The 19,905-nt window shown below is 66.2% G+C and carries 23 protein-coding genes; 9 read left to right on the top strand and 14 right to left on the bottom strand.

Annotation, left to right across the window (positions count from 1 at the left end):
• The first annotated feature begins 2 nt into the window (after positions 1-2).
• From QPK27_RS03800 to pcp, 3 genes are read left to right on the top strand one after another with little or no spacing between them, the layout of a single operon-like run.
• Positions 3-719 carry a DUF969 domain-containing protein gene (locus QPK27_RS03800; RefSeq protein ID WP_290416871.1) on the top strand — a complete coding sequence of 239 codons (717 nt, stop codon included), beginning with the start codon at positions 3-5 and terminating at the stop codon, positions 717-719.
• Positions 716-1,672, top strand: coding sequence for a DUF979 domain-containing protein (locus tag QPK27_RS03795; protein WP_290416870.1), 957 nt, complete (start codon positions 716-718; stop codon positions 1,670-1,672). Before QPK27_RS03800 ends, QPK27_RS03795 begins: the two co-directional genes overlap by 4 nt.
• On the top strand, positions 1,672-2,328 hold the full coding sequence (gene pcp / locus QPK27_RS03790; RefSeq protein ID WP_290416962.1) for a pyroglutamyl-peptidase I: 657 nt from the start codon (positions 1,672-1,674) through the stop codon (positions 2,326-2,328). Before QPK27_RS03795 ends, pcp begins: the two co-directional genes overlap by 1 nt.
• A 46-nt stretch (positions 2,329-2,374) precedes the next feature.
• Here the strand turns inward: pcp and QPK27_RS03785 are convergent, their stop codons facing one another.
• The gene (locus tag QPK27_RS03785) at positions 2,375-2,689 is read right to left on the bottom strand and encodes an EthD family reductase (protein ID WP_290416961.1); all 315 of its coding nucleotides are present in this window, start codon (positions 2,687-2,689) and stop codon (positions 2,375-2,377) included.
• Positions 2,690-2,936: 247 nt separating this feature from the next.
• On the opposite strand from QPK27_RS03785, the gene pqqA reads away from it, so the two are divergent.
• The 5 genes from pqqA to pqqE all read left to right on the top strand — a co-directional run bounded on the left by pqqA (position 2,937) and on the right by pqqE (position 6,170).
• A complete protein-coding gene (gene pqqA / locus QPK27_RS25425; protein WP_374047009.1) occupies positions 2,937-3,011 on the top strand; it encodes a pyrroloquinoline quinone precursor peptide PqqA in 75 nt (24 codons plus the stop codon).
• Between the two features lie 90 nt (positions 3,012-3,101).
• On the top strand, positions 3,102-4,016 hold the full coding sequence (gene pqqB, locus QPK27_RS03780; RefSeq protein ID WP_290416869.1) for a pyrroloquinoline quinone biosynthesis protein PqqB: 915 nt from the start codon (positions 3,102-3,104) through the stop codon (positions 4,014-4,016).
• A complete protein-coding gene (pqqC, locus tag QPK27_RS03775; RefSeq protein ID WP_290416868.1) occupies positions 4,013-4,744 on the top strand; it encodes a pyrroloquinoline-quinone synthase PqqC in 732 nt (243 codons plus the stop codon). The genes pqqB and pqqC overlap by 4 nt, the downstream gene beginning before the upstream one ends.
• The gene (gene pqqD / locus QPK27_RS03770; RefSeq protein WP_290416867.1) at positions 4,741-5,010 is read left to right on the top strand and encodes a pyrroloquinoline quinone biosynthesis peptide chaperone PqqD; all 270 of its coding nucleotides are present in this window, start codon (positions 4,741-4,743) and stop codon (positions 5,008-5,010) included. Before pqqC ends, pqqD begins: the two co-directional genes overlap by 4 nt.
• Complete coding sequence (gene pqqE / locus QPK27_RS03765; RefSeq protein ID WP_290416866.1) at positions 5,010-6,170, top strand: pyrroloquinoline quinone biosynthesis protein PqqE; 1,161 nt, start codon at positions 5,010-5,012, stop codon at positions 6,168-6,170. The genes pqqD and pqqE overlap by 1 nt, the downstream gene beginning before the upstream one ends.
• 27 nt (positions 6,171-6,197) lie before the next feature.
• Here the strand turns inward: pqqE and QPK27_RS03760 are convergent, their stop codons facing one another.
• The 5 genes from QPK27_RS03760 to QPK27_RS03740 all read right to left on the bottom strand — a co-directional run bounded on the left by QPK27_RS03760 (position 6,198) and on the right by QPK27_RS03740 (position 9,946).
• Positions 6,198-6,659, bottom strand: coding sequence for a hypothetical protein (locus tag QPK27_RS03760; RefSeq protein ID WP_290416865.1), 462 nt, complete (start codon positions 6,657-6,659; stop codon positions 6,198-6,200).
• Between the two features lie 83 nt (positions 6,660-6,742).
• Entirely contained in the window at positions 6,743-6,991 is a 249-nt protein-coding gene (locus QPK27_RS03755; RefSeq protein WP_290416864.1) for a hypothetical protein, read from the bottom strand.
• Positions 6,992-7,032: 41 nt separating this feature from the next.
• Positions 7,033-7,293 (bottom strand): hypothetical protein, encoded by a 261-nt coding sequence (locus QPK27_RS03750; protein WP_290416863.1) that lies wholly within the window; start codon positions 7,291-7,293, stop codon positions 7,033-7,035.
• 80 nt (positions 7,294-7,373) lie between these two features.
• Entirely contained in the window at positions 7,374-9,443 is a 2,070-nt protein-coding gene (locus tag QPK27_RS03745; RefSeq protein WP_290416862.1) for an ATP-binding protein, read from the bottom strand.
• A 77-nt stretch (positions 9,444-9,520) separates the two neighbouring features.
• The gene (locus tag QPK27_RS03740; RefSeq protein ID WP_290416861.1) at positions 9,521-9,946 is read right to left on the bottom strand and encodes a DUF2141 domain-containing protein; all 426 of its coding nucleotides are present in this window, start codon (positions 9,944-9,946) and stop codon (positions 9,521-9,523) included.
• A 135-nt stretch (positions 9,947-10,081) separates the two neighbouring features.
• On the opposite strand from QPK27_RS03740, the gene QPK27_RS03735 reads away from it, so the two are divergent.
• Positions 10,082-10,630 carry a sterol desaturase family protein gene (locus tag QPK27_RS03735; RefSeq protein WP_290416860.1) on the top strand — a complete coding sequence of 183 codons (549 nt, stop codon included), beginning with the start codon at positions 10,082-10,084 and terminating at the stop codon, positions 10,628-10,630.
• On the opposite strand, the gene crtB is transcribed toward QPK27_RS03735, so the two are convergent.
• The 8 genes from crtB to QPK27_RS03695 all read right to left on the bottom strand — a co-directional run bounded on the left by crtB (position 10,521) and on the right by QPK27_RS03695 (position 19,662).
• Positions 10,521-11,507, bottom strand: coding sequence for a 15-cis-phytoene synthase CrtB (crtB, locus tag QPK27_RS03730; RefSeq protein WP_290416859.1), 987 nt, complete (start codon positions 11,505-11,507; stop codon positions 10,521-10,523). The two genes, QPK27_RS03735 and crtB, sit on opposite strands and share 110 nt — an antisense overlap.
• Positions 11,504-13,006 carry a phytoene desaturase gene (locus QPK27_RS03725; protein ID WP_290416858.1) on the bottom strand — a complete coding sequence of 501 codons (1,503 nt, stop codon included), beginning with the start codon at positions 13,004-13,006 and terminating at the stop codon, positions 11,504-11,506. The genes crtB and QPK27_RS03725 overlap by 4 nt, the downstream gene beginning before the upstream one ends.
• Positions 13,003-14,184: a lycopene beta-cyclase CrtY gene (gene crtY / locus QPK27_RS03720; RefSeq protein ID WP_290416857.1), complete on the bottom strand. Its 1,182-nt coding sequence runs from the start codon at positions 14,182-14,184 to the stop codon at positions 13,003-13,005. The genes QPK27_RS03725 and crtY overlap by 4 nt, the downstream gene beginning before the upstream one ends.
• Complete coding sequence (locus QPK27_RS03715; protein WP_290416856.1) at positions 14,177-15,460, bottom strand: glycosyltransferase; 1,284 nt, start codon at positions 15,458-15,460, stop codon at positions 14,177-14,179. Before QPK27_RS03715 ends, crtY begins: the two co-directional genes overlap by 8 nt.
• 44 nt (positions 15,461-15,504) lie before the next feature.
• Positions 15,505-16,506: a polyprenyl synthetase family protein gene (locus tag QPK27_RS03710; protein ID WP_290416855.1), complete on the bottom strand. Its 1,002-nt coding sequence runs from the start codon at positions 16,504-16,506 to the stop codon at positions 15,505-15,507.
• A 205-nt stretch (positions 16,507-16,711) separates the two neighbouring features.
• Complete coding sequence (locus QPK27_RS03705) at positions 16,712-17,620, bottom strand: LysR family transcriptional regulator (protein ID WP_290416854.1); 909 nt, start codon at positions 17,618-17,620, stop codon at positions 16,712-16,714.
• 21 nt (positions 17,621-17,641) lie between these two features.
• Positions 17,642-18,559, bottom strand: coding sequence for a pseudouridine-5'-phosphate glycosidase (locus QPK27_RS03700; RefSeq protein WP_290416853.1), 918 nt, complete (start codon positions 18,557-18,559; stop codon positions 17,642-17,644).
• A gap of 2 nt (positions 18,560-18,561) precedes the next feature.
• Positions 18,562-19,662, bottom strand: a complete 1,101-nt coding sequence (locus tag QPK27_RS03695; protein ID WP_290416852.1) for a carbohydrate kinase — start codon at positions 19,660-19,662, stop codon at positions 18,562-18,564.
• Between the last annotated feature and the right edge of the window lie 243 nt (positions 19,663-19,905).

The following is a 19,905-nucleotide window of genomic DNA, read 5'->3' as shown; positions in this document are numbered from 1 at the left end:
GCATGGATTCGAGCGTCAACCTGTGGCCGCTGCTCGGTGTGGCAGTCGTGGTCGCGGGCTTCTTGTTGCGGGCCAATCCGGTGCTGGTCGCCGTGGCGGCCTGCGGCGTCACCGGCGTTGCCGCCGCCATGCCCTTGGTGGCGCTGCTCGAGTCGCTCGGCAACGCCTTCGTCAAGACCCGCAACCTGCCCCTGATCCTGCTGCTGCCGGTGGCCGCCATCGGCCTGCTGGAACGCTTCGGCCTGCGCGACCGCGCCCAGGCCGTGATCGCCGGCGTGAAATCCGCCACCGCCGGGCGCCTGTTGATCGTCTACCTGTTCGCGCGCGAAAGCACCGCCGCCATGGGTCTGACCAGCCTGGGCGGCCACCCGAACATGGTGCGCCCGCTGGTGGCGCCGATGGCCGAGGCGGCCGCCGAAGCGCAATACGGCGCGCTGCCCGAACGCCTGCGCCACCGCATCCGCGCCATGTCGGCCGCCACCGACAACGTCGGCCTGTTCTTCGGCGAAGACATCTTTGTCGCTTTTGGCGCCATCGTCCTGATGCACACCATCCTGCAGGCCGAAGGCATCGAGGTGAATCCGCTGCACATCGCGCTGTGGGGCATCCCCACCGCGATCAGCGCCTTCGTCATCCACGCCTGGAACCTGCGCCGGCTCGACGCCCAGCTGCGGCGCGAACTGGGTACGCACACCAATGCGGAGAAGGCCGCCGCATGACGCTGACCATCGACCATCTGTACATCGTCGTCGGCCTGTTGCTGGGCGCGGTCGGCGTGATGAACCTGCTCGACCGCAGCAACCCGCGCCGCTTCACCACGGCGCTGTTCTGGAGCTTGTACGCCACCCTGTACCTGGCTGGCGAACGCATCGCGCCGGCCTGGATCGGCGCGCTGATGATCGCGATGGCGCTGCTGGCCGGCTTCGGCGGCGTGCGTGCCGGTAAACCTGTGCCGCTGTCCGACGACGCCCGCCGCGCCAGCGCCGCGCGCCTGGGCAACCGCCTGTTCATCCCGGCGCTGCTGCTGCCGCTGGTGACGGTGGCCTGCGCCACCGTGCTCAAGGACGTGCACGTCGGCGGCCTGCCGCTGCTCGACCCGGCCCACCTGACCCTGGCCAGCCTGGGCTGCGGCGCGCTGGTGGCGCTGCTCACCGCCTGCTGGCTGACGCGCGCCACGCCGCTGCAGGGCGTGCGCGAGGCGCGGCGCCTGATCGACGCCATGGGCTGGGCGGTGGTGCTGCCGCACGTGCTGGCGGTGCTGGGATTGCTGTTTTCCGAAGCCGGCGTCGGCAAGGCGGTGGCGCACCTGACCACCTCGTACATCGGGCTCGACCTGCGCTTTGTCGCGGTGGCGGTGTTCTGTCTCGGCATGGCGCTGTTCACGGTGGTGATGGGCAACGGCTTCGCGGCCTTTCCGGTGATGGCGGGCGGGGTCGGCATCCCGGTGCTGGTCGGCGTGTACGGCGCCAATCCGGCCGTGATGGCGGCGATCGGCATGTTCAGCGCCTACTGCGGCACCCTGATGACGCCGATGGCCGCCAACTTCAACATCGTCCCGGCGGCGCTGCTCGAACTGCCGGACAAGAACGCGGTGATCCGCGCCCAGATTCCGACCGCACTGCCGCTGCTGGTGGCGAACATCTTCCTGCTCTACTTCCTGATGAACCTATGATCAAGACCGTTCTGCTTACCGGCTTCGAGCCGTTCAACAAGGCGACCATCAACCCGGCGTGGGAGGCGGTGCGCGCACTGGAAGGCTGGCAAGGGGAGGCCGGCGGCCATCACTTCCGGGTCGAGGTGCGGCAGTTGCCGTGCGTGTTCGGCGACGCCAACGAGGCGATCGCGGCGCTGGTCACGGAACTGCATCCCGACGTCGTGATCGCAGTGGGACAGGCCGGCGGGCGGGCCGAGATCTCGGTCGAGCGGGTGGCGATCAATGTCGACGATGCGTCGATTGTCGATAACGACGGGCAGCAGCCGGTCGATGTGCGGATTGTCGACGATGGTCCGGCGGCCTATTTTTCGACGCTGCCAATCAAGGCGATCGTGCGTGCATTACGCGACCGCGGCCTGATTGCCGGGGTGTCGCAGACTGCCGGCACCTTCGTGTGCAATCACGTGTTTTACGGGCTGATGCATCACGTCGCGGCATTGCCGATCAAGGCTGGCTTCATTCACGTGCCGTTCCTGCCGGAGCAGGTGGAGGGCCGGCTTGACTCGCCGCCGTCGATGGCGCTGGACGATATCGTGGCCGGTATCCGCATTGCCGTCGAGATGACGCTGGGCGTGGCGGACGATGTGGTCGAGGTCGGCGGAGCGACGCACTGAGTCGACCGGTTCGATACGGTCCGCTTGACCACACCGTCCAATCAACTCAACCCACCAGCACTTCGCTGATCTGGATGATCGGTTTCTGGTTGGTGTAGTTGGGAATATCGCCCATGATCTGTTTCGTATGCGGGCCGAATCCGGCCTGGAACGCATCGACCGACTCGCAGAACAAGTGGCCCATGGCGATGTAGGGCGCATTCGTCTCGGGCGTGCCGGCGGCGAGCGCCCGGTCGACCGTGTAGTACTTGCAATAGTCTCCCATCAGTTCCTTCACCATCGGCATGTGCCGGTCCCGGTAGTACGCTTCGTCGAAATGGGCGTCGGGGCCGTTCGGGTACATCACGCTCACCTTGATCATCATCCGTCTCCTGGTTGAAGTGGCTCGGCTGGTCGATCTCATCGTGCGCCGTTGCGCGCGACTTTGCAAGCGCGACCGAGCATCGCCACCGATGCCTGGCTGGCCGGCTACCTGCAGTAAGTACGCCCACACAACAGCAGCGCGATCTTGTGCAAAATAATTAATACTAAGTCACAATAAAGCGTAGCCGTTGTGAGCGGCTACGGTCGCATCTTTGACATCACCATCCATTCAACAGGAGGCTTCTATGAGCTGGGAAACACCTCAGGCAATCGACTTTCGTTGGGGTTTTGAAATCACGATGTATGTCTTCAATCGTTAATGCGTAACGCCGGCAAGTGCCGACAGGTGCGAGCCTGGTCGGCACTTGCTTTTATCGTGCGCCGGTCGTTTCGAAAGGTTGGATGCGCCGTTGAAAATCCGTGTACTTGGTTCCGCCGCCGGGGGAGGTTTTCCTCAGTGGAACTGTAATTGTCTGAACTGCGATGGCGTGCGCAAAGGCACGATCCAGGCGGTGAGCCGTACCCAATCGTCGATCGCCGTCAGCGACGACGGCGTCGACTGGCTGCTGGTGAATGCCTCGCCCGACGTGCTGATGCAGATCCGCGCCAACCCTGTCTTGCAGCCGGCCCGCGCCGTGCGCGACACCGGCATCGCCGCGGTGCTGCTGATGGACGCCCAGATCGACCACGTCACCGGCTTGCTGATGCTGCGCGAGCGCGGCTCGCCCTTACCCCTGTACGCCACCCAGGAAGTGCTGGCCGACCTGTCGCAGGCCTTGCCGCTGACCCGCGTGCTCGGCCACTATTGCGGCGTCGACGCGCGCCCGCTGGCGCTCGATGGCGCGGCGCTCTCGATCGCGCCGCTGCGCGACACGAGCTTGCTCCCGATCCCGCTGCTGAGCAAGGCGCCGCCGTATTCCTCGCACCGCGAAGACCCGCACCCGGGCGACAACATCGGACTCATGCTGCATGACGCCGCCAGCGGCGCGCGCGTGTTCTATGCGCCGGGCCTGGGCCACATGACCGACGCCGTGGAAGAGGCCATGCGCCAGGCCGACGTGCTGCTGGTCGACGGCACCTGCTGGAGCGACGACGAGATGATCACGCTCGGCCTGTCGAAAAAGACCACGCACATGATGGGCCACCTGCCGCAGTCGGGACCGGGCGGCATGATCGAGGTGCTCGATCGCATGCCGGCGCGCCGCAAGATCCTCATTCACATCAACAACAGCAACCCGATTCTGCGCGAGGATTCGCGCGAACGCGCCGAACTGGCCGCGCATGGCATCGAGGTCGCTTTCGACGGGATGGAAATCGATCTATGACGTCCGCATTCAATAACAGCGCGGCCGGATTGGAACCCTGGTCGCGCGAGGAATTCGAACGCGAATTGCGCGCGATGGGCAAGGCCTACCATATCCACCATCCATTCAACCTGCGCATGAATGCCGGCCTGTGCTCGCCGGAGCAGATCCGCGGCTGGATCGCCAACCGCTTCTATTACCAGTTCATCATTCCGAAAAAGGATGCGGCGATCCTGTCCAATTGCGACGACCGCGCCACGCGCCGGCTGTGGATCGCGCGCATTTTGGATCACGACGGCTACGACGATTACCAGGGCGACGCCCAGGGCGGCATGGAAGCCTGGACCCAGTTGGGCGAAGCGGCTGGTATTCCACGCGCCGAATTGTGGTCGCTGCAGCACGTGGTGCCGGCGGTGCGTTTCGCCTGCGACGCCTACGTCGATTTCGCGCGCCGTTCGCCGTGGCAGGAAGCGGTGTGTTCGTCGCTGACCGAAATGTTCGCGCCGCAGATCCACAAGGACCGGCTGGCCGGCTGGCCGACCCATTATCCGTGGGTCGAATCGGAAGGCCTGACGTATTTCCGCAGCCGCATTCCACTGGCCCAGCGCGACGTCGAGCATGGCTTGAGCGTGACCCTCGACTATTTCACCACGCGCGAGCAACAGCAGCGCGCGCTCGACATCCTGAAGTTCAAGCTGGACATCCTGTGGGCCATGCTGGACGCCATCGAAAAAGCCTATCCGACATGAACCAACCGCGATTTCCCGCTACCCCGGCGCTGAACCGCCGCTTTCGCCTGCAATGGGAAGAGGCCCAGCAATGCCACGTGCTGCTGTATCCGGAAGGCATGGTCAAGCTGAATAACAGCGCCGCCGAGATCCTCAAGTGCTGCGACGGCAACACGCCGGTCGACCAGATCGTCAGCGACCTGGAAACCAAATTCCAGGCCACCAATCTGCGACCGGATATCGAGGGCTTGCTGGCCCACGCCTACCAGCATCAATGGATCGAGTGATGCTGCCGAACCAAGCCACCCCGGGCGCGCCGACGGTGTCGCCGCCATTCTGGCTGCTGGCCGAACTGACCTATCAATGCCCGCTGCATTGCGCGTTCTGCTACAACCCGCTCAATTACGACGCGGTGCGCAATGAACTCAGCACCGGTGAGTGGGTGCGCGTGATGCGCGAGGCGCGCGCATTGGGCGCGGTGCAGCTGGGTTTTTCCGGTGGCGAACCGTTGATGCGCGACGACCTGGAAGAACTGGTTGCTGAAGCGCGCCGGCTCGGCTTCTACAGCAACCTGATCACCTCGGGCGTCGGGCTGAATGAAACGCGCATCGCGGCACTGAAGAACGCGGGGCTGGATCATATCCAGTTGTCGTTCCAGGATTCGACGCGCGAACTGAACGACTTCCTGAGCAGCACCCGCACCTTCGACCTCAAGATGAAAGTGGCGAAGCTGATCAAGCAATACGATTACCCGATGGTGATGAATTGCGTGCTGCATCGCTATAACCTGCCGCACGTCGGCAAGATCATCGACATGGCGCTGGCGCTCGGCGCCGAATACCTGGAGCTGGCCAATACGCAATATTATGGCTGGGCGATGAAGAACCGCGCTCAGCTGATGCCGACGCGCGATCAGGTGCGCGAGGCCGAGCGCGTGGTGGAGGAGTACCGCGAACGCATCGGTGCGGCGTGCAAGCTGCTGTTCGTGGTGCCGGATTATTTCGAAGACCGGCCCAAGGCCTGCATGAATGGCTGGGGTTCGGTGTTTCTTGGCGTGGCGCCCGATGGCGTGGCGCTGCCGTGCCATAACGCGCGCGACCTGCCCGGATTGAACCTGCCGAACGTGCGCGATATGGCGTTGGCCGAGATCTGGCGCACCAGCCACGGCTTCAATGCCTATCGCGGCAATGACTGGATGCAGGAACCGTGCCGCAGTTGCGACGAAAAGGGACGCGACCTGGGCGGCTGCCGCTGCCAGGCGTTCATGTTGGCCGGCGACGCGGCGGCCACCGATCCCGTGTGCAGCAAGTCGCCCAAGCGCGGCCAAGTGGATCAGGTGATCCGTTTCGCCAGCCAGCCCGGGGCAGGGCTGGACAAGGCGCAGGTGATCGAGCAACCGATCGTGTTTCGCACCAATGCCAATTCGCGCACGCTGAACCAGGCCTAGCGTGGCTTGAACGCCACGCGTACCGCATCAGCGGCGTGGCGTGTCGGTCAAGCGCTCGGCAATGACGGCGGTGACCACGGCCTGCAGGACGTGAATCGCCCAGCGCTCGGCCGCCTTGCGCGGACCGGCCTTGACTTCACCTTCGGTAATGCCGAGTACCGGCGCGATGGCGCCGATATTCACGGCGTACAGCCCCGTGCCATACAGGGTGCCGAGCGCCACTGGCGAGAGCGACGGGGCCAGATCGCGCAGCACCGGAATGGCGGCGGCAAATGCGGCCGATGCGCCCAGGTGATTAACGAATTCGACGGCGCTTGTGCCGCTGTCGCCGATCACCGCGCGCGAGCCGGTAACGTCGTCGATCCAGTCGACGGCGTCGCGGTCGAGCGTCTTTGTCAGCAGGCCGCTGTTGCGGCCCGCTTTCATGACGGCCGTGGTCACCACGCCGGCAATCAATCCACCCACGATCGCTGCTGAATATCGTTGCATGTGCTCTCCTGAAAAAGAATGAACTATTGCAAACAATTTAACATGGCTGGCACTGCGCACGTGTTCCAGACGACCTCGCGCCGTTACTGGCCGACGCAGATGATCTTGGTATCATATTCGTGGGCGTTGCCTTTCTTTTTCGTGGCCCAGGCAATCGCTTCCTCGGCTTCGGCGATGGTCAGGACAGTCGCTTTTTCCTTGTTCTTGATGAAGGAGACGCCTTCGAATTTGCCGTCCTTGCTGCGCATGACCTTGGCAAATACCGGCGCCGACTGGCCCTCTGCGACGCGCTTGTTTTGCTGGATGAGGTAACGCTGGTCCGTGCTTTCCATGACTTTTTCCGTATTGTTGATGGGCCGTGCCTGGTTTGTCCTCAGGCAGCCAGGCCTTTTTGCAGCAGTTCGGCCACCAGATCGTTCATCTCGACATTGCGTTCCCTGGCGAGCGCCTGCAGTTGCGCCACCAGGTCGCCATTGAGTTTGACGGCGAACGGCACCAGGCCCAGCGCGCGTTCGCGTTCGCGCTGCTCGCGCCGGTCGAACGGTTTGGCGGCGGCGCCGAACGCGGCGCCCTTGGCCGCCATCTGGTTCATGATTTTCTTGGCGTCGCTCTTTGCCAGGTCGGTCTTTTTCATCGTTTGCTTTCGTATCGCGTGAATCGAAGCCGGATTCTACCTGTGAAACGGCGGCACCCGCCTTGGCGTGAGGCGTGAAGTCAGGCCGCCTTCAGCGTGACCGTGAACACACTGCCGGCGCCCGGGCCGCCGCTGTGCGCGCTGACCTGTCCATCGTGCAGCGAAACGATCGTCTTCACCAGCGCCAGGCCGATCCCGAGTCCGCCCTGGGCGCGGTCGGGCGTTCGCTCGGCCTGCGTGAACAGGTCGAAGATGCGCGGCAGCAGGCTGGCGTCGATGCCGGTGCCGTTGTCGCGCACGCTGATCGCGAGGACGTCGCCGTCGCGCGCCACCGTCAGCACGATCGCGCCGCCGTTCGGCGTGTACTTCGCGGCATTGTTGAGCAGGTTGGCGATGACCTGCACCAGCCGGTTGGCGTCGCCAACGACCCGCGCCCCATTGGCGTCTCCTTCGATCGCGAAGCTGTGGCCGCGCGCCGTCATCAGCGGCTGGGATTGCTCGACCGCACTGGCGACCAGGGCCATCGGGTCCAGCAGCGCACGGTCGAGCTCGATCAAGCCGCGCGTCACGCGCGAGACGTCGAGCAGGTCGTCGATCAGCGACGTCAGGTGCCGCACCTGGCGGCCGATCACTTCGCTCGAGCGGCGGATCCGTTCTTCGCTGGCGGTGCCGAGCTTGAGCATTTCGGAGGCGGCCGCGATCGGCGCCAGCGGATTGCGCAGCTCGTGGGCCAGCATCGCCAGGAATTCGTCCTTGCGCCGGTCCTGTTCCTGCAGCGATTGGTAGAGGCGCGCATTCTCGAAGCCGTTGGCCGCGATCGACGCCAGCTGCACCAGGATCGCTTCGTCCTCGGCCGAGAATTCGCCCTCGATCTTGTCCGATGCCTGGATCAGCCCGATGTTCTTGCCGGTGCGGTCGATCAGGGGCACCGCCAGCCAGCCGCGGATCGGCGGATGGGCAGCCGCATGCCTGCCGAAGCCTTTCCATTGCGGATGCGCTTCGAGTTGCTGCTGGGTCAGCCGCAGCGGCTGGTTGGTGCGGCATACCTCGGCATAGATGCCGCTGCCGTCGGTGCTTTCGGCATAGGCGCGGTAGGGGGCGTATTTGTCCGACAGCGACACCGCGTTGATCGCCTGCGACCAGTTGGCGCCCTCGGTGATCGACACCACTGCCTGGTGTACCTGCAGGATGTCGCGCACTTCGCTGACCAGAACCTCGGCGATGTCGCCGTCCCACAGCACCGTCTGCAGTTTGCGCGCCGCGTGCGCGACCTTGGCCAGCAGGGCGGCGTTGCGCTGTTCGCGCTCCAGGCGCTGCGCCAGTTCGGCTTCGGCCATGACGGTTTCATGGATATCGGTATTGGTGCCGATCCACTCGCGGATCGACCCGGTCGCATCGACGATCGGCACGCCGCGCACTTCGGTCCAGCGGTAAGCGCCGTCCGCGCGACGCAGGCGATAGCGCGTTTCGAACAGCGACTTGCTGGCCACGCAGGCCAGCCACAGGCGTCTGGTGGCGTCGCGGTCGTCCGGATGAACCGCTTCCAGCCAGCCGAATTCGCGCCACTCCTCGTAGGTCTGCCCGGTAAACGCGCGCCACGAGGGCGAGTCTTCGTCGACGCGGCCGTCCGGAGTATTGCTCCAGACGATTTGCGAGGTTGCCATTACCAGCGAGCGGAACCGTTCCTCGCGCATGCGCAGGGCGTTTTCCGCTTCCAGCTTGTCGGTGATGTCTTCGTGCATCAGCAAGACTTCGAAGACATTGCCAGCCTCGTCCTTGATCGGATGCGCGCGCGCCGTCACCCAGCGCGCGGGGCCCCGGCCATCCAGTGCCGCCACGTCGTAGTGCACGGCCGGAATGAGGACCGGCTCGCCCCTGACCGCCTGTTCCAGCAGTGCCGCGATGCCGCTCTCGACCAGCTGGGGATCGCGCAGGACGTTGTAATCGGGACTCAGCACGAATTGCTTCAGCGCCGAACCCTCATGGATCTGCCACAGTTTTTCCCACGCCGTGTTGACCCGCATCGTACGTCCATCGGGCGCCAATAGCTGCAGGCTGAGCGGGGATTGTTCGAACAGTTCCTTGAACCGCAGATTGGAGCCGGTGGCGCTGTCAACCGCTGGTTCGTGAGGAGCTGGCGCAAGAGACATTATTTTTCTGGCAAATAGGTTGGGAGCATATCATGGCACAACCCGACAGCAGACGGCAGACCGATGCGTGCGGACGGTCAGCGCAGCCTGATCGCGGCATGCGCCGTGTCGCCGTTCACCGTGAACGCCGCCTCCTCGAAGCTCGGCGGGCCGAACTGGCCGCGCGCATCGCGGCTGAAGCCGTAGTTCTCTTTCGGGATGCCGACGATGTTGCGGTCCAGCTCACCGTTATCGTTCTCGTCCTGGTAGGACAGCACGGCCCAGGTGCCGGCCGGCACCTCCTTCACCGTGATGACGTTCTCGCCCTCCCTGGCCGGCGCCTTGGCCGAATACTTGCAGTCTTTCAGGAAGGTGTCCTTGTCGCACACGGCCACCGCCACCTTGCCTTTGCCGGCGACCACGCCCGTGACGCGCACCTCGACGTTGGCGGCCGATGCGCACGCGCAGGCGGCGAGCAGGGCCGAGCAGAGCAGGGGACGGCTGAAAGAACGAAAGACCTTCATGAAGACTCCAATGGTTGACTGAATTGTTCGTGTATCGCCTTTGACGGCGTTTGTTGTCGTGCTGCCGGCCCGTGCGCGGGGGCGTCCGTGCTAGGCTGTAGCCATTCCTGATTCTTGCCTTTTAACCACCTCATCATGCCCACCGTGCTGACCAACACGCTCATCGTCCTTGCCACCATCGCCTTCATGGAAGTGTTTTCCATCGTCGCGCACAAGTACGTGATGCATGGCTTCGGCTGGGGCTGGCACCGCTCGCACCACGAGCCGCGCACCGGCTGGTTCGAGAAGAACGACCTGTTCGCGGTCGTCTTCGCGGGCGTGGCCATCGCCCTGATCTGGTTCGGCACCCGCGGCGCGCATCCACTGGAGTGGATCGGCGCCGGCATGACCGCCTACGGCGCCCTGTACTTCGTCGCCCACGACGGTCTGGTGCACCAGCGCTGGCCGTTCCGCTACGTGCCGAAGAGCGGCTACTTCAAGCGGCTGTACCAGGCGCACCGCATGCACCACGCGGTGCCGGGCAAGGACGGCGCGGTGTCGTTCGGCTTCCTGTACGCGCCGCCGGTGGCCAAGCTCAAGCGTCAGCTGCAAGACCGCCAACCGGCATCGCTTCATCGGCGCGACCGGGACGCAGCCACAGGCCATCGCGCCGCGCCGGCGACCTCGCTCGAAGACGCGAACTGAGCGCCTGGGCGCCGCCCAGCGCCAGCAGGCGCAGTTTGGCCGCTTTCGAGGTGCCGACCCGCTCGTCCCAGGCGCGCGCGCCGCGCCGCTTCACTTCCACCCCGATCTGGCGGTACACGTTGCGCGCGGTGGCGATCGCCCACGCGCTGCGCAGCGGCAGGGCGGCGATGCCGGTCATGGCCGAGTCGTAGTACGGCTCGGCATGGTCGACCAGGCGCGCCGCCACCCGCGCCAGCACCGCTCGGTGCTGCGGCAGGCCGATTTCGGCGGGAGGGATGCCGGCTTCGCGCAGCCATTGCGCCGGCAGGTAGCAGCGGCCGATGGCGGCGTCGTCGACGATGTCGCGCGCGATGTTCGTTAGCTGGAAGGCCAGGCCCAGGTCGCAGGCGCGGTCCAGTACCCGCTCATTGAATCCACCTTCGCGTGCGCCCATGATCGAGGCCATCATCAGCCCAACCACGCCGGCCACGTGGTAGCAGTAGCGCAGCGTGTCGTCGATGGTCTCGTAGCGCGCCTGGCCCACGTCCATGGCGAAGCCGGCCAGGTGGTCGAAGGCGTAGCGTGGCGCGATCTGGCTGCCGAGCGCCACTTCCTGGAAGGCGGCGAAGGCGGGGTCGTGCATCGGTTCGCCCGCGTAGGCGCGCCGGGTCTGGTCGACCAGGCGATCGAGTTCGGCGCGCGGATCGTGCGCCACTGGCGCGGTAATACCGAAGCCCAGCTCCTGGCCGTCGACCACGTCGTCGCAATGGCGGCACCAGGCGTACAGCATCAGCACGCTGCGCCGCGTCGCGGGCGGGAACAGTTTGGCCGCGGCCGCAAAGCTTTTCGAGCCGACCTCGATGGTCTGGGTCGCGTGCGCCATCAGCGCTTCGCTCATGCGTGCACCTCCTGCAGCATCAGGCCGGCGGTGGCCTTGGCCGAGCCGATCACGCCCGGCACGCCGGCGCCCGGGTGCGTCCCGGCTCCGACCAGGTACAGGTTCGACAATTCGGCGTCGCGGTTGTGCGGGCGGAACCAGGCGCTCTGGGTCAGGATCGGCTCCAGCGAGAAGGCCGAGCCCAGGTGCGCGTTGAGCTGGTCGCGGAAGTCGACCGGGGTGAAGAAGCGGCTGGTGACCAGCTGGCTGCGCAGGCCCGGCATGTAGCGCTTCTCGAGATAGTCGAAGATGCGGTCGCGGTAGCGCGGACCCTCGACTGCCCAGTCGATCGGCGCATTGCCCAGATGCGGCACCGGCGACAGCACGTAGTGGCTGCCGCAGCCCGGCGGCGCCAGCGACGGATCGGTCACGCACGGGGCGTGCAGGTACAGCGAGAAGTCGTCGGCCAGGCGCGGGCCGTTGAAGATGTCCTTGATCAGGCCCTTGTAGCGCGCGCCGAAGCAGACCGTGTGGTGCTGCAGCTGCGCGTGGTGTTTGTCCAGGCCGAAGTACAGCACGAACAGCGAATTGCTCCAGCGTTTCTTGTCCATCGACGCCGCCTGGCTCACGCCGCGCGGGTGCTGGCCGAGCAGTTTGTCGTAGGTGTGCATCACGTCGGCGTTCGACGCCACGCTATCGGCCCCGAACAGGCGGCCATCCTCGACGCGCACGCCGGTGACGCGGTTGCCCTGGGTCTCGATGCGCGCTACCGGGGCGTTCAGTTCGATCTTGCCGCCCATGTCCTGGAACAGGCGCACCAGGCCCTTGACCAGGGCGCCGGTGCCGCCGCGCGGGAACCACACGCCCCAGCGCCGCTCGAGCGCGTGGATCAGCGTATAGATCGAGCTGGTGGCGAACGGGTTGCCGCCCACCAGCAGCGAATGGAACGAGAACGCCTGGCGCAGCTGCTCGTCCTTGACGAAGCGCGACACCATGCCGTACACGCTCTTCCACGCTTCCAGGCGCGCCAGCTGCGGGCCGGCCTGGATCATGTCGCGAAACGACAGGAAGGGCACGGCGCCCAGCTTCAGGTAGCCTTCGTCGAACACCGCCTTCGAATACGCCAGGAAGCGCTGGTAGCCGGCCACGTCGTCCGGATTGCGCGCGTGGATCTGGCGGTCCAGCGCTTCCTGGTCGTTGGCGTAGTCGAAGTGGCTGCCGTCTTCCCAGCACAGGCGGTAGAACGGCGCCACCGGCAGCATCTCGACATAGTCGGCCATGCGTTTGCCGCACAGCGTGAACAGTTCCTCGATCGCCGACGGATCGGTGATCACGGTGGGGCCGGCGTCGAACGTGAAGCCCTGGTCTTCATACACGTAGGCGCGGCCGCCCGGCTTGTCGCGCTTTTCGAGCAGGGTGGTCTGCACGCCGGCCGCCTGCAGCCGGATGGCCAGGGCCAGTCCGCCGAAGCCGGCGCCGACCACGACCGCAGTCTTGGGATCGATTCTCATCTGGTTCATGCTGCTTTCCTGATCTGGTAAGGGTGTGTTTTGCGGACCGCGGTGAAGGCTTCGAGCACGGGGACCGGCGGCTTGCCGGTCAACAGGCGCGCCTTGTCGGCGAAGGTCAGTTCGGCCGCGTAGAAGCGGGCGATCAGGCGCGCGTGCAGGCTGTAGAAACGCTGCATCACGCGCCAGCGGTTGTCGGGGCTGCCGGCCAAAAACAGCATGCGGTTGAGCATGCGGAAGAAGCCTTGCGTCTGCCATTCCTGGCGCGCATGGTCGCGGACGGCGGCGAACAGGCTCGGCGCCGATACATCGGGCAGCCCGGCGATGTGCTCGGCCAGGCGCACCGCGTGCGGCAGCGAATAGCCGGTGGTGGCGTGGAACAGGCCGGCGCGCAGGCCGACCGTGGGCACGCCTTCCAGCTCGTCCCAGTAGCGCTCGAAGTCGCCGGCCAGCACGATCGGCAGCGAGCCCTGTTCTTCGCGCACGATTTCGTCGATGTGCCAGCCGCGCCCGGCGGCGTAGGCGCCGATGTTGGCGCGCAGCCGCTGCGGTTCCCAGGCGGCGCTGTCGACGTAATGGGTGTCTTCGATCAGCACCCGGTCCGGGCCGAACGGCAGCAGGTAGACGAAGCGGTAGCCGCCTTGCTGGGCCACGCTGGCGTCCATGATGGTCGGTCCGTTCAAGCCGTGGGGCGCGGCCAGGCGCACTTCCTGGCCGAGGAAGGTTTGATAGCCCAGCGCCAGGTGGCTGCTGGCGCGCATGCCGCGGCCGTCGATGACGGCGCGCGCGTGCAGGGTCTGGCCATCGGCCAGCGTGACCTGGGTCGGGCTGAGCGACGCCACCTGTACGCCGGTGCGCAAGGCCTCCGCCATCGTCGGCGTCAGCACGCGCGCGAAATCGCGCGATTCGATGCTGGCATAGCCGCCGTGCAGGGTGCGCGTCAATTCCGGGAACACCACGTCGTAGCGCGGCCAGCGGTGCGACACCAGCGGCGCGATCCAGTCGTTCTGCGCGTTCGTCAGGTCGCTGTCATGGAACGACCAGGTGTGGTTGCCGCCGGCCTGCTCGCCCTGTTCGAGCATCAGGATGCGCAGTTCGGGGCGCAACTCGCGCAGGCGCAGGGCGACAAGCCCATTGGCCAGGCCGGCGCCGACCAGGATCAGGTCGTAGGCAGTAGCGGCGTCACCCATGGCTGGCCATCAGTGGCTGAAGTCCGAATGCCGCTTCGACGATGTCGGCCGCGCGTTCCACGCCGCCTGCCTGGCGGATCTCTTCGGCGAGCGGCGCCATGCGCTGGGCGAACAGGGGTTCGTGCAGTAGCCGGCGCAGCTGGTCGCGGATGCGGGACGTCGTCGAGACGCGTGCCGAGGCGCGCAGGCCGATGCCGGCGTGCTCGATGCGCGCCGCGGCGCCCGGCTGGTCGAAGGCGACCGGCAGTGCCAGGATCGGCACCCCTGCGGCGATCGCTTCCATCACCGTGTTCGAGCCGCCGTGCGAGACGATGGCGTCGGCGCGCTTGAGCACTTCGAGCTGCGGGGCGAAAGCGCACACGCGGGTGCTGCCGATGCGTTCCAGCGCACGCGCCTGGCGTTCATCGAGGCCGCCGCAGTGAGCAATCAGGAGCTGCACGTCAAGCTGGCGGCAGGCATGGGCGATGCGGCGGAACAGCCCGTAGCGCTGGCCCTGCAGCGTGCCGAGCGAGGCGAACACGAAGGGACGATCGTGGTCGATCGGCGGCAGCCCCGCGTGGGTCGGCGCGGCCGCGCCGCCGTTCAGTGGTCCGACGTGATGGAAGTGCGGTGGCAGTTCACGGCGCGGGAAGTCGAAGCCGGCCACCGTCTGGCTGATCTGCGCCAGCGGCGACAGACATTGGTGCAGGTTGTCGCGTGGACTGAGGCCGAAGTTGCGCGCCTGCTCGGCGATCACGCGCCGGTGCGGCCCCATCATCCAGTCATACACCAGCGTGCTGCCCTCGACCATCTTGCGCGCGCGTTCGCTGTCCTCGTACACGAAGGGCATCACCGGCAGCGGGATGCCCGGCTCGCGGTTGACCGGCAGCGCGCAGGCGACCGAGACGAACGGCATGTCGATGCCTTCGGCGACCAGGCCGCCGGCCGCTTCCATCTGGTCGGCGATCAGGTAGTCGACCTCGAGCAGGCGCAGCGCGGCCGGCAGTTCGCGGCACAGCATGGCGGTGCTGTCGGCCATGTCGAGGATCACGCGCCGCAGGCCCAGCGGGCTGCCGGGATTGGCCGCGCGCTGCAGCGATTCGCCGAGCGAGCCTTGCGGGTGGGTAGCGGCGCCGACCGCGTGAAAGCCGATGCGCGCGTCGCGCACGTAGACCGCCGCATCGGGACGATGAATGAAGGTGACGCGGTGCCCGCGTTCGACCAGCGCCAGCGCGAGTTTCGAGAGCGAGTTGAAGTGGCTGTAGAACGCGGGTGCGACCACGGCGAAATGCGCCATGCGGATTCCTCTTTCGTGACGTGGCGAAGCGCCGCCGGGAGCGTTCAGACGCGCAGCTCGGCCACGCGCAGCTCGCGCGCCACCGGCACCTCGGGCTTGGCCTCTAGCGCCGCGCGCTTTTTGGCGCCTTGCGCAAACAGGCCGCTCACGAAAGCGCGCGTGCGGCCCTTGGCGCCGACGGCCGCGCCCAGGCAGCGGTCGGCTTCCTGCAGGCAGTCCATCAGGCGCCGTTTGGCTTCGTCCTGGCCCAGGGTATTGATCAGGGTGGCCTTGCCGACATCCTTGCCGGTGTCCTTGCCGGTGACGGCGCTGTCGTTGCCGGGGCCGTCGAGCAGGTCGTCCTTGATCTGGAACGCCTGGCCGGCGGCCAGCGCGAAGGCGCGCAGCTGCTGCGCCACGCGCTCGTCGGCGTGGCAGATGATCGAGGCCATGTCGACCGCGACGCCGAGCAGCAGGCCGGTCTTGAGTTCGTTGGTGGTGGCGATCTGCGCGGGCGTGCGTGCGCCACCATGCAAGTCTTCGAACTGGCCGCGCACCAGGCCCTGGTCGCCCACGGTCTGGGCCAGCGCCGCGACCAGGCGCGAGCGGGTGGCCGGGGTGATGTCCTGGGCCTGGGCCAGGATGCCGAAGGCGCGGCTGAGCAGGGCGACCGAAGCCAGGATGGCGACGTCTTCGCCGAACTGGACGTGGATCGCCGGTTTGCCGCGGCGCAGGCTGGCGTTGTCCATGCACGGCATGTCGTCCAGGATCAGCGACGCCGCATGCACCAGTTCTACCGCGCAGGCGACGTCGACCAGGGCCGGTGAATTGCAGCCGAGGTCGCGCGCCACCAGCATCAGCAGCAGCGGGCGCATGCGCTTGCCGGCGCTCAGGGCCGAGGCGCGCATGGCGGCCTTCAGGGGGTCGTTGCGTTCGCCGCCGGCCAGCAGGGTGTCGATGCGCGCTTCCAGTTCGTCGCGCATCGTGTTCAGCTCATCCGAGTAATCGCGGGCACCTTCGTATGTGTCGATGTCGAGCCCACCGTACCGCCGCGTCGCTGTAGTCATACGGAATCCCGTGAAAATTGATGAATTTGATAACCATCATACCGGAGGCAATGTTTAAAAATAGTTAATTGAACTCAATCGTGCGAGGGTTTCGACGCTCTTGATACCGAGTTTCTACGGCAACAACGGGACAATTGCGGTGCAGAAAATGCACAACGACCCGCTCAAGGCGGGTCGAATCATGGGCGTGGAGGAGATGGCTGACCTAGGCCGGCGGATCGTCGGGGAACAGGATCTTGAGGAAGGCGCGCACCACCGGCGCGTCGTCCTGCGAGGGATAGCTGATGTACAGGTTGGCCGACGGCGCATTGGCGTGGATCGGCAGGAAGCGCACGCCTGGCCAGCCGATGCGGCTGGTGGTCTCCGGCATCAAGGCCACGCCCAGGCCGGCGCCGACCATGGCCAGCAGCGTCTGCGGCTCGGCCGCTTCCTGGAAGATGGTCGGCTCGAAGCCGGCGTTCACGCAGCACTGGATCAGGTAGCGCGGCTCGGCCGACTGGTCCAGGTGCAGCGTCAGCAAGGGCTCGCCGGCGATCTCGGTGAGGGCGATCGACTCGCGCGCGGCCAGCGGATGGCGCTCGTTGACCGCCACGCACACGTTCTCGCGGAAGCACAGTTCCTGGCGCAGGTTGGCCTGTTTCAGCACGTCGGCCTCGATGCGCGGCTCGCGCCAGAAGCCGACGTCGATCTGTTTATTGCGCAGCGCTTCCCACTGGTCGTTGGGGCCGAGTTCGTGGATGGTCCAGGTCACGCGCGGAAACTGGGTCTGGAACTGTTCCAGCAAGCCGGGAATCGGTCCCCACATCGCCGAGCCGACGATGCCGACGCGCAGCCGTCCCACCTCGCCGCGGTCGATCTGGCGGATGGTCTCGATGGTCATGCGCATCTTGCCCAGCAGTTCGGCCGCTTCCACCATCAGCGCGCGCCCGGCCACGGTGAGTTCGAAGCTGCGCGTGGTGCGCGTAAACAGCCGCACGCCAAGCTCGCTTTCCAGCTTCATGATCTGCTGGCTCAAGGGCGGCTGCGAGATGTGCAGGCGCTCGGCGGCGCGGCTGAAGCTTTTTTCTTCGGCCACCGCCAGGAAGTATTTCAGCTGTTTCAGGTCGATCGACATGTGCGCTGCGCCGTCGCGAAGTCAGGCGGCCTTGTGGTTGAGGGCGACGGCCAGGCGCGCGCCGACCAGGGCGTTGTGCTTGACCAGCGCGATATTGGTGGCCAGGCTGCGCCCGCCGGTCAGCTCCTTGATGCGCGCCAGCAGGAACGGCGTCACCGATTTGCCGGTCACGTTCTGCTGCTCCGCCTCGGCTAGCGCCTGGGCGATGATGCCGTCGATCTCGCCCGGTTCCATCGCGAATTGCGCCGGCACCGGGTTCGACACCACCACGCCGCCGGCCAGGCCGAGCTGCCACTTGGTGCGGATGAAGGCTGCCTGCGCTTCCGGCTCGTCCAGCTGGAAGTCTGCCTTGAAGCCGCTCTCGCGGGTGAAGAAGGCCGGGAAGCCGGGCTGGCCAACGCTGATCACCGGCACGCCGTGGGTCTCGAGGTATTCCAGCGTCAGGCCGATGTCGAGGATCGACTTCACGCCGGCGCACACCACCGCCACGCTGGTTTGCGCCAGCTCCTGCAGGTCGGCCGAGATGTCGAAGCTGGTCTCGGCGCCGCGGTGCACGCCGCCGATGCCGCCGGTGACGAACACCTCGATGCCGGCCAGCTGGGCGCAGATCATGGTGGCGGCCACCGTGGTGGCGCCCAGGCGGCGCTGCGCCAGCACGAACGGCAGGTCGCGGCGGCTGACTTTGAGCGCGTCGGGCGAGGAGCCGAGCGTCTCGAGCTGCTCTTCCGACAGGCCGACGCAGATCTTGCCGTCGATGATGGCGATGGTGGCCGGCACCGCGCCGGCGTCGCGGATCACCTGTTCCACTTCGCGCGCGGTCTGCACGTTCTGCGGGTACGGCATGCCGTGCGAGATGATGGTCGATTCGAGCGCGACGACCGGCTTGCCGGCAGCGCGCGCGGCCGCCACTTCGGGCGAGAACAGGAGGAAGGATTGCATGGTCAATTCGTGAAAAGAGGTTCGTTGAAGCCGTCGAGACGGCTGAAGTCGGGGTGCGGACAGACGGTGTGTTCGCAGGCGATGGTCATGCTGGACAAGGCCAGGCCGCGACGGCAGGCGCGCGCGAGGTCGGTGTCGCCTTCGTACAGCGACCACGCCACGGCGGCGGCGAAGGCGTCGCCGGCGCCGGTGACGTCCACCACGCGCACCGGCGCTGCCGCCAGGGTATTCAGGCCGCCGGGAATCGTGAAGCTGACGCCGGCCGCGCCGCGCGTGACGATCACGTCCTGCACGCCGTCCTTGCGCAGCTGATCGCAGGCGCGCGCGATGTCGGCGTTGTTGTTCAGGGTGCGGCCGACGCGCGCGGCCAGTTCGCCTTCGTTCAGGATCAACAGGCGCAGGCCGCGCAAGTCCTTGGGCAGGCGCTCGATCTTCGGTTCCGACACGGCCACGATCACCATCGGCACGCCGTCATCGCGCGCGCCGTCGAGCAGGGCGGCGACGCCGTCGCGCGGCAGGTTGAGGTCGGCCACGATCAGGGCCGCGCCGGCGCGCTGCTGCTCGCGGGTGGCGAAGAAGTCCGGGGTGAGGGCGTCGTAGATCGCCATGTCGGCCAGCGCCACGCGCATCTCGCCATCCTGGTCCAGCACCGCGGTATAGGTGCCGCTGGCGGCGCCGTCGATGCGCAGCGCGCCGCGGGTGTCGATCCCGGCCTGGTCGGCGTGCGACAGCAGCGAGCGGCCGGAGGCGTCGCTGCCCACGGCCGTGATCAGGGCCGCCGGCGCGCCCAGGCGCACCAGGTTCTCGGCGATGTTGCGCGCCACGCCGCCGAACGATTCGCTTTGTCGCGCAGGATTGGAAGTGCCGAGGGCCAGCGGGCCGAGCGTGCGCAGCTTGCGATCGAGGTTGGCGGCGCCGATGCACAGGATCGGACGGTGGTCGGGCAGCACGTAGGCGCGCCCGAGGATGCGGCGTTCGCGCACCAGGGTGGCGATGTAATTGGCCACGGCGGAGCGCGACAGGCCGAGCTGGGCGGCCAGGTCTTGCTGCGAGATGAAGGGATTGGAGCGGATCAGCTCGAATAATTGTTCTTTTTTTGGCATCGCGCTCAAGCTCGGCTTTCTGACATTTGTTTGTCCATCCTAGACATTTGTTTGATTTGTGTCAACGACCCGGTGCAGCTGCAGGCGACCTGCATGAAGCAGTGTATGCATAGCAATAATTTCTGAATAGACTTATCTAAAAAAGATATAAATCGGCAAGAAAAAGGGTATTTGCCATACATATCGGCCTTCATGCATAGTTATAATAGTTAGCTGACCTCAGACTTACGGCCTCGCAATTTC

Source organism: Massilia sp. YIM B02443 (assembly GCF_030411955.1).
Lineage (GTDB): Bacteria > Pseudomonadota > Gammaproteobacteria > Burkholderiales > Burkholderiaceae_D > Telluria.
Note: the sequence above shows the minus strand (reverse complement) of the source record. Positions and strands in the feature narration are given on the sequence as shown.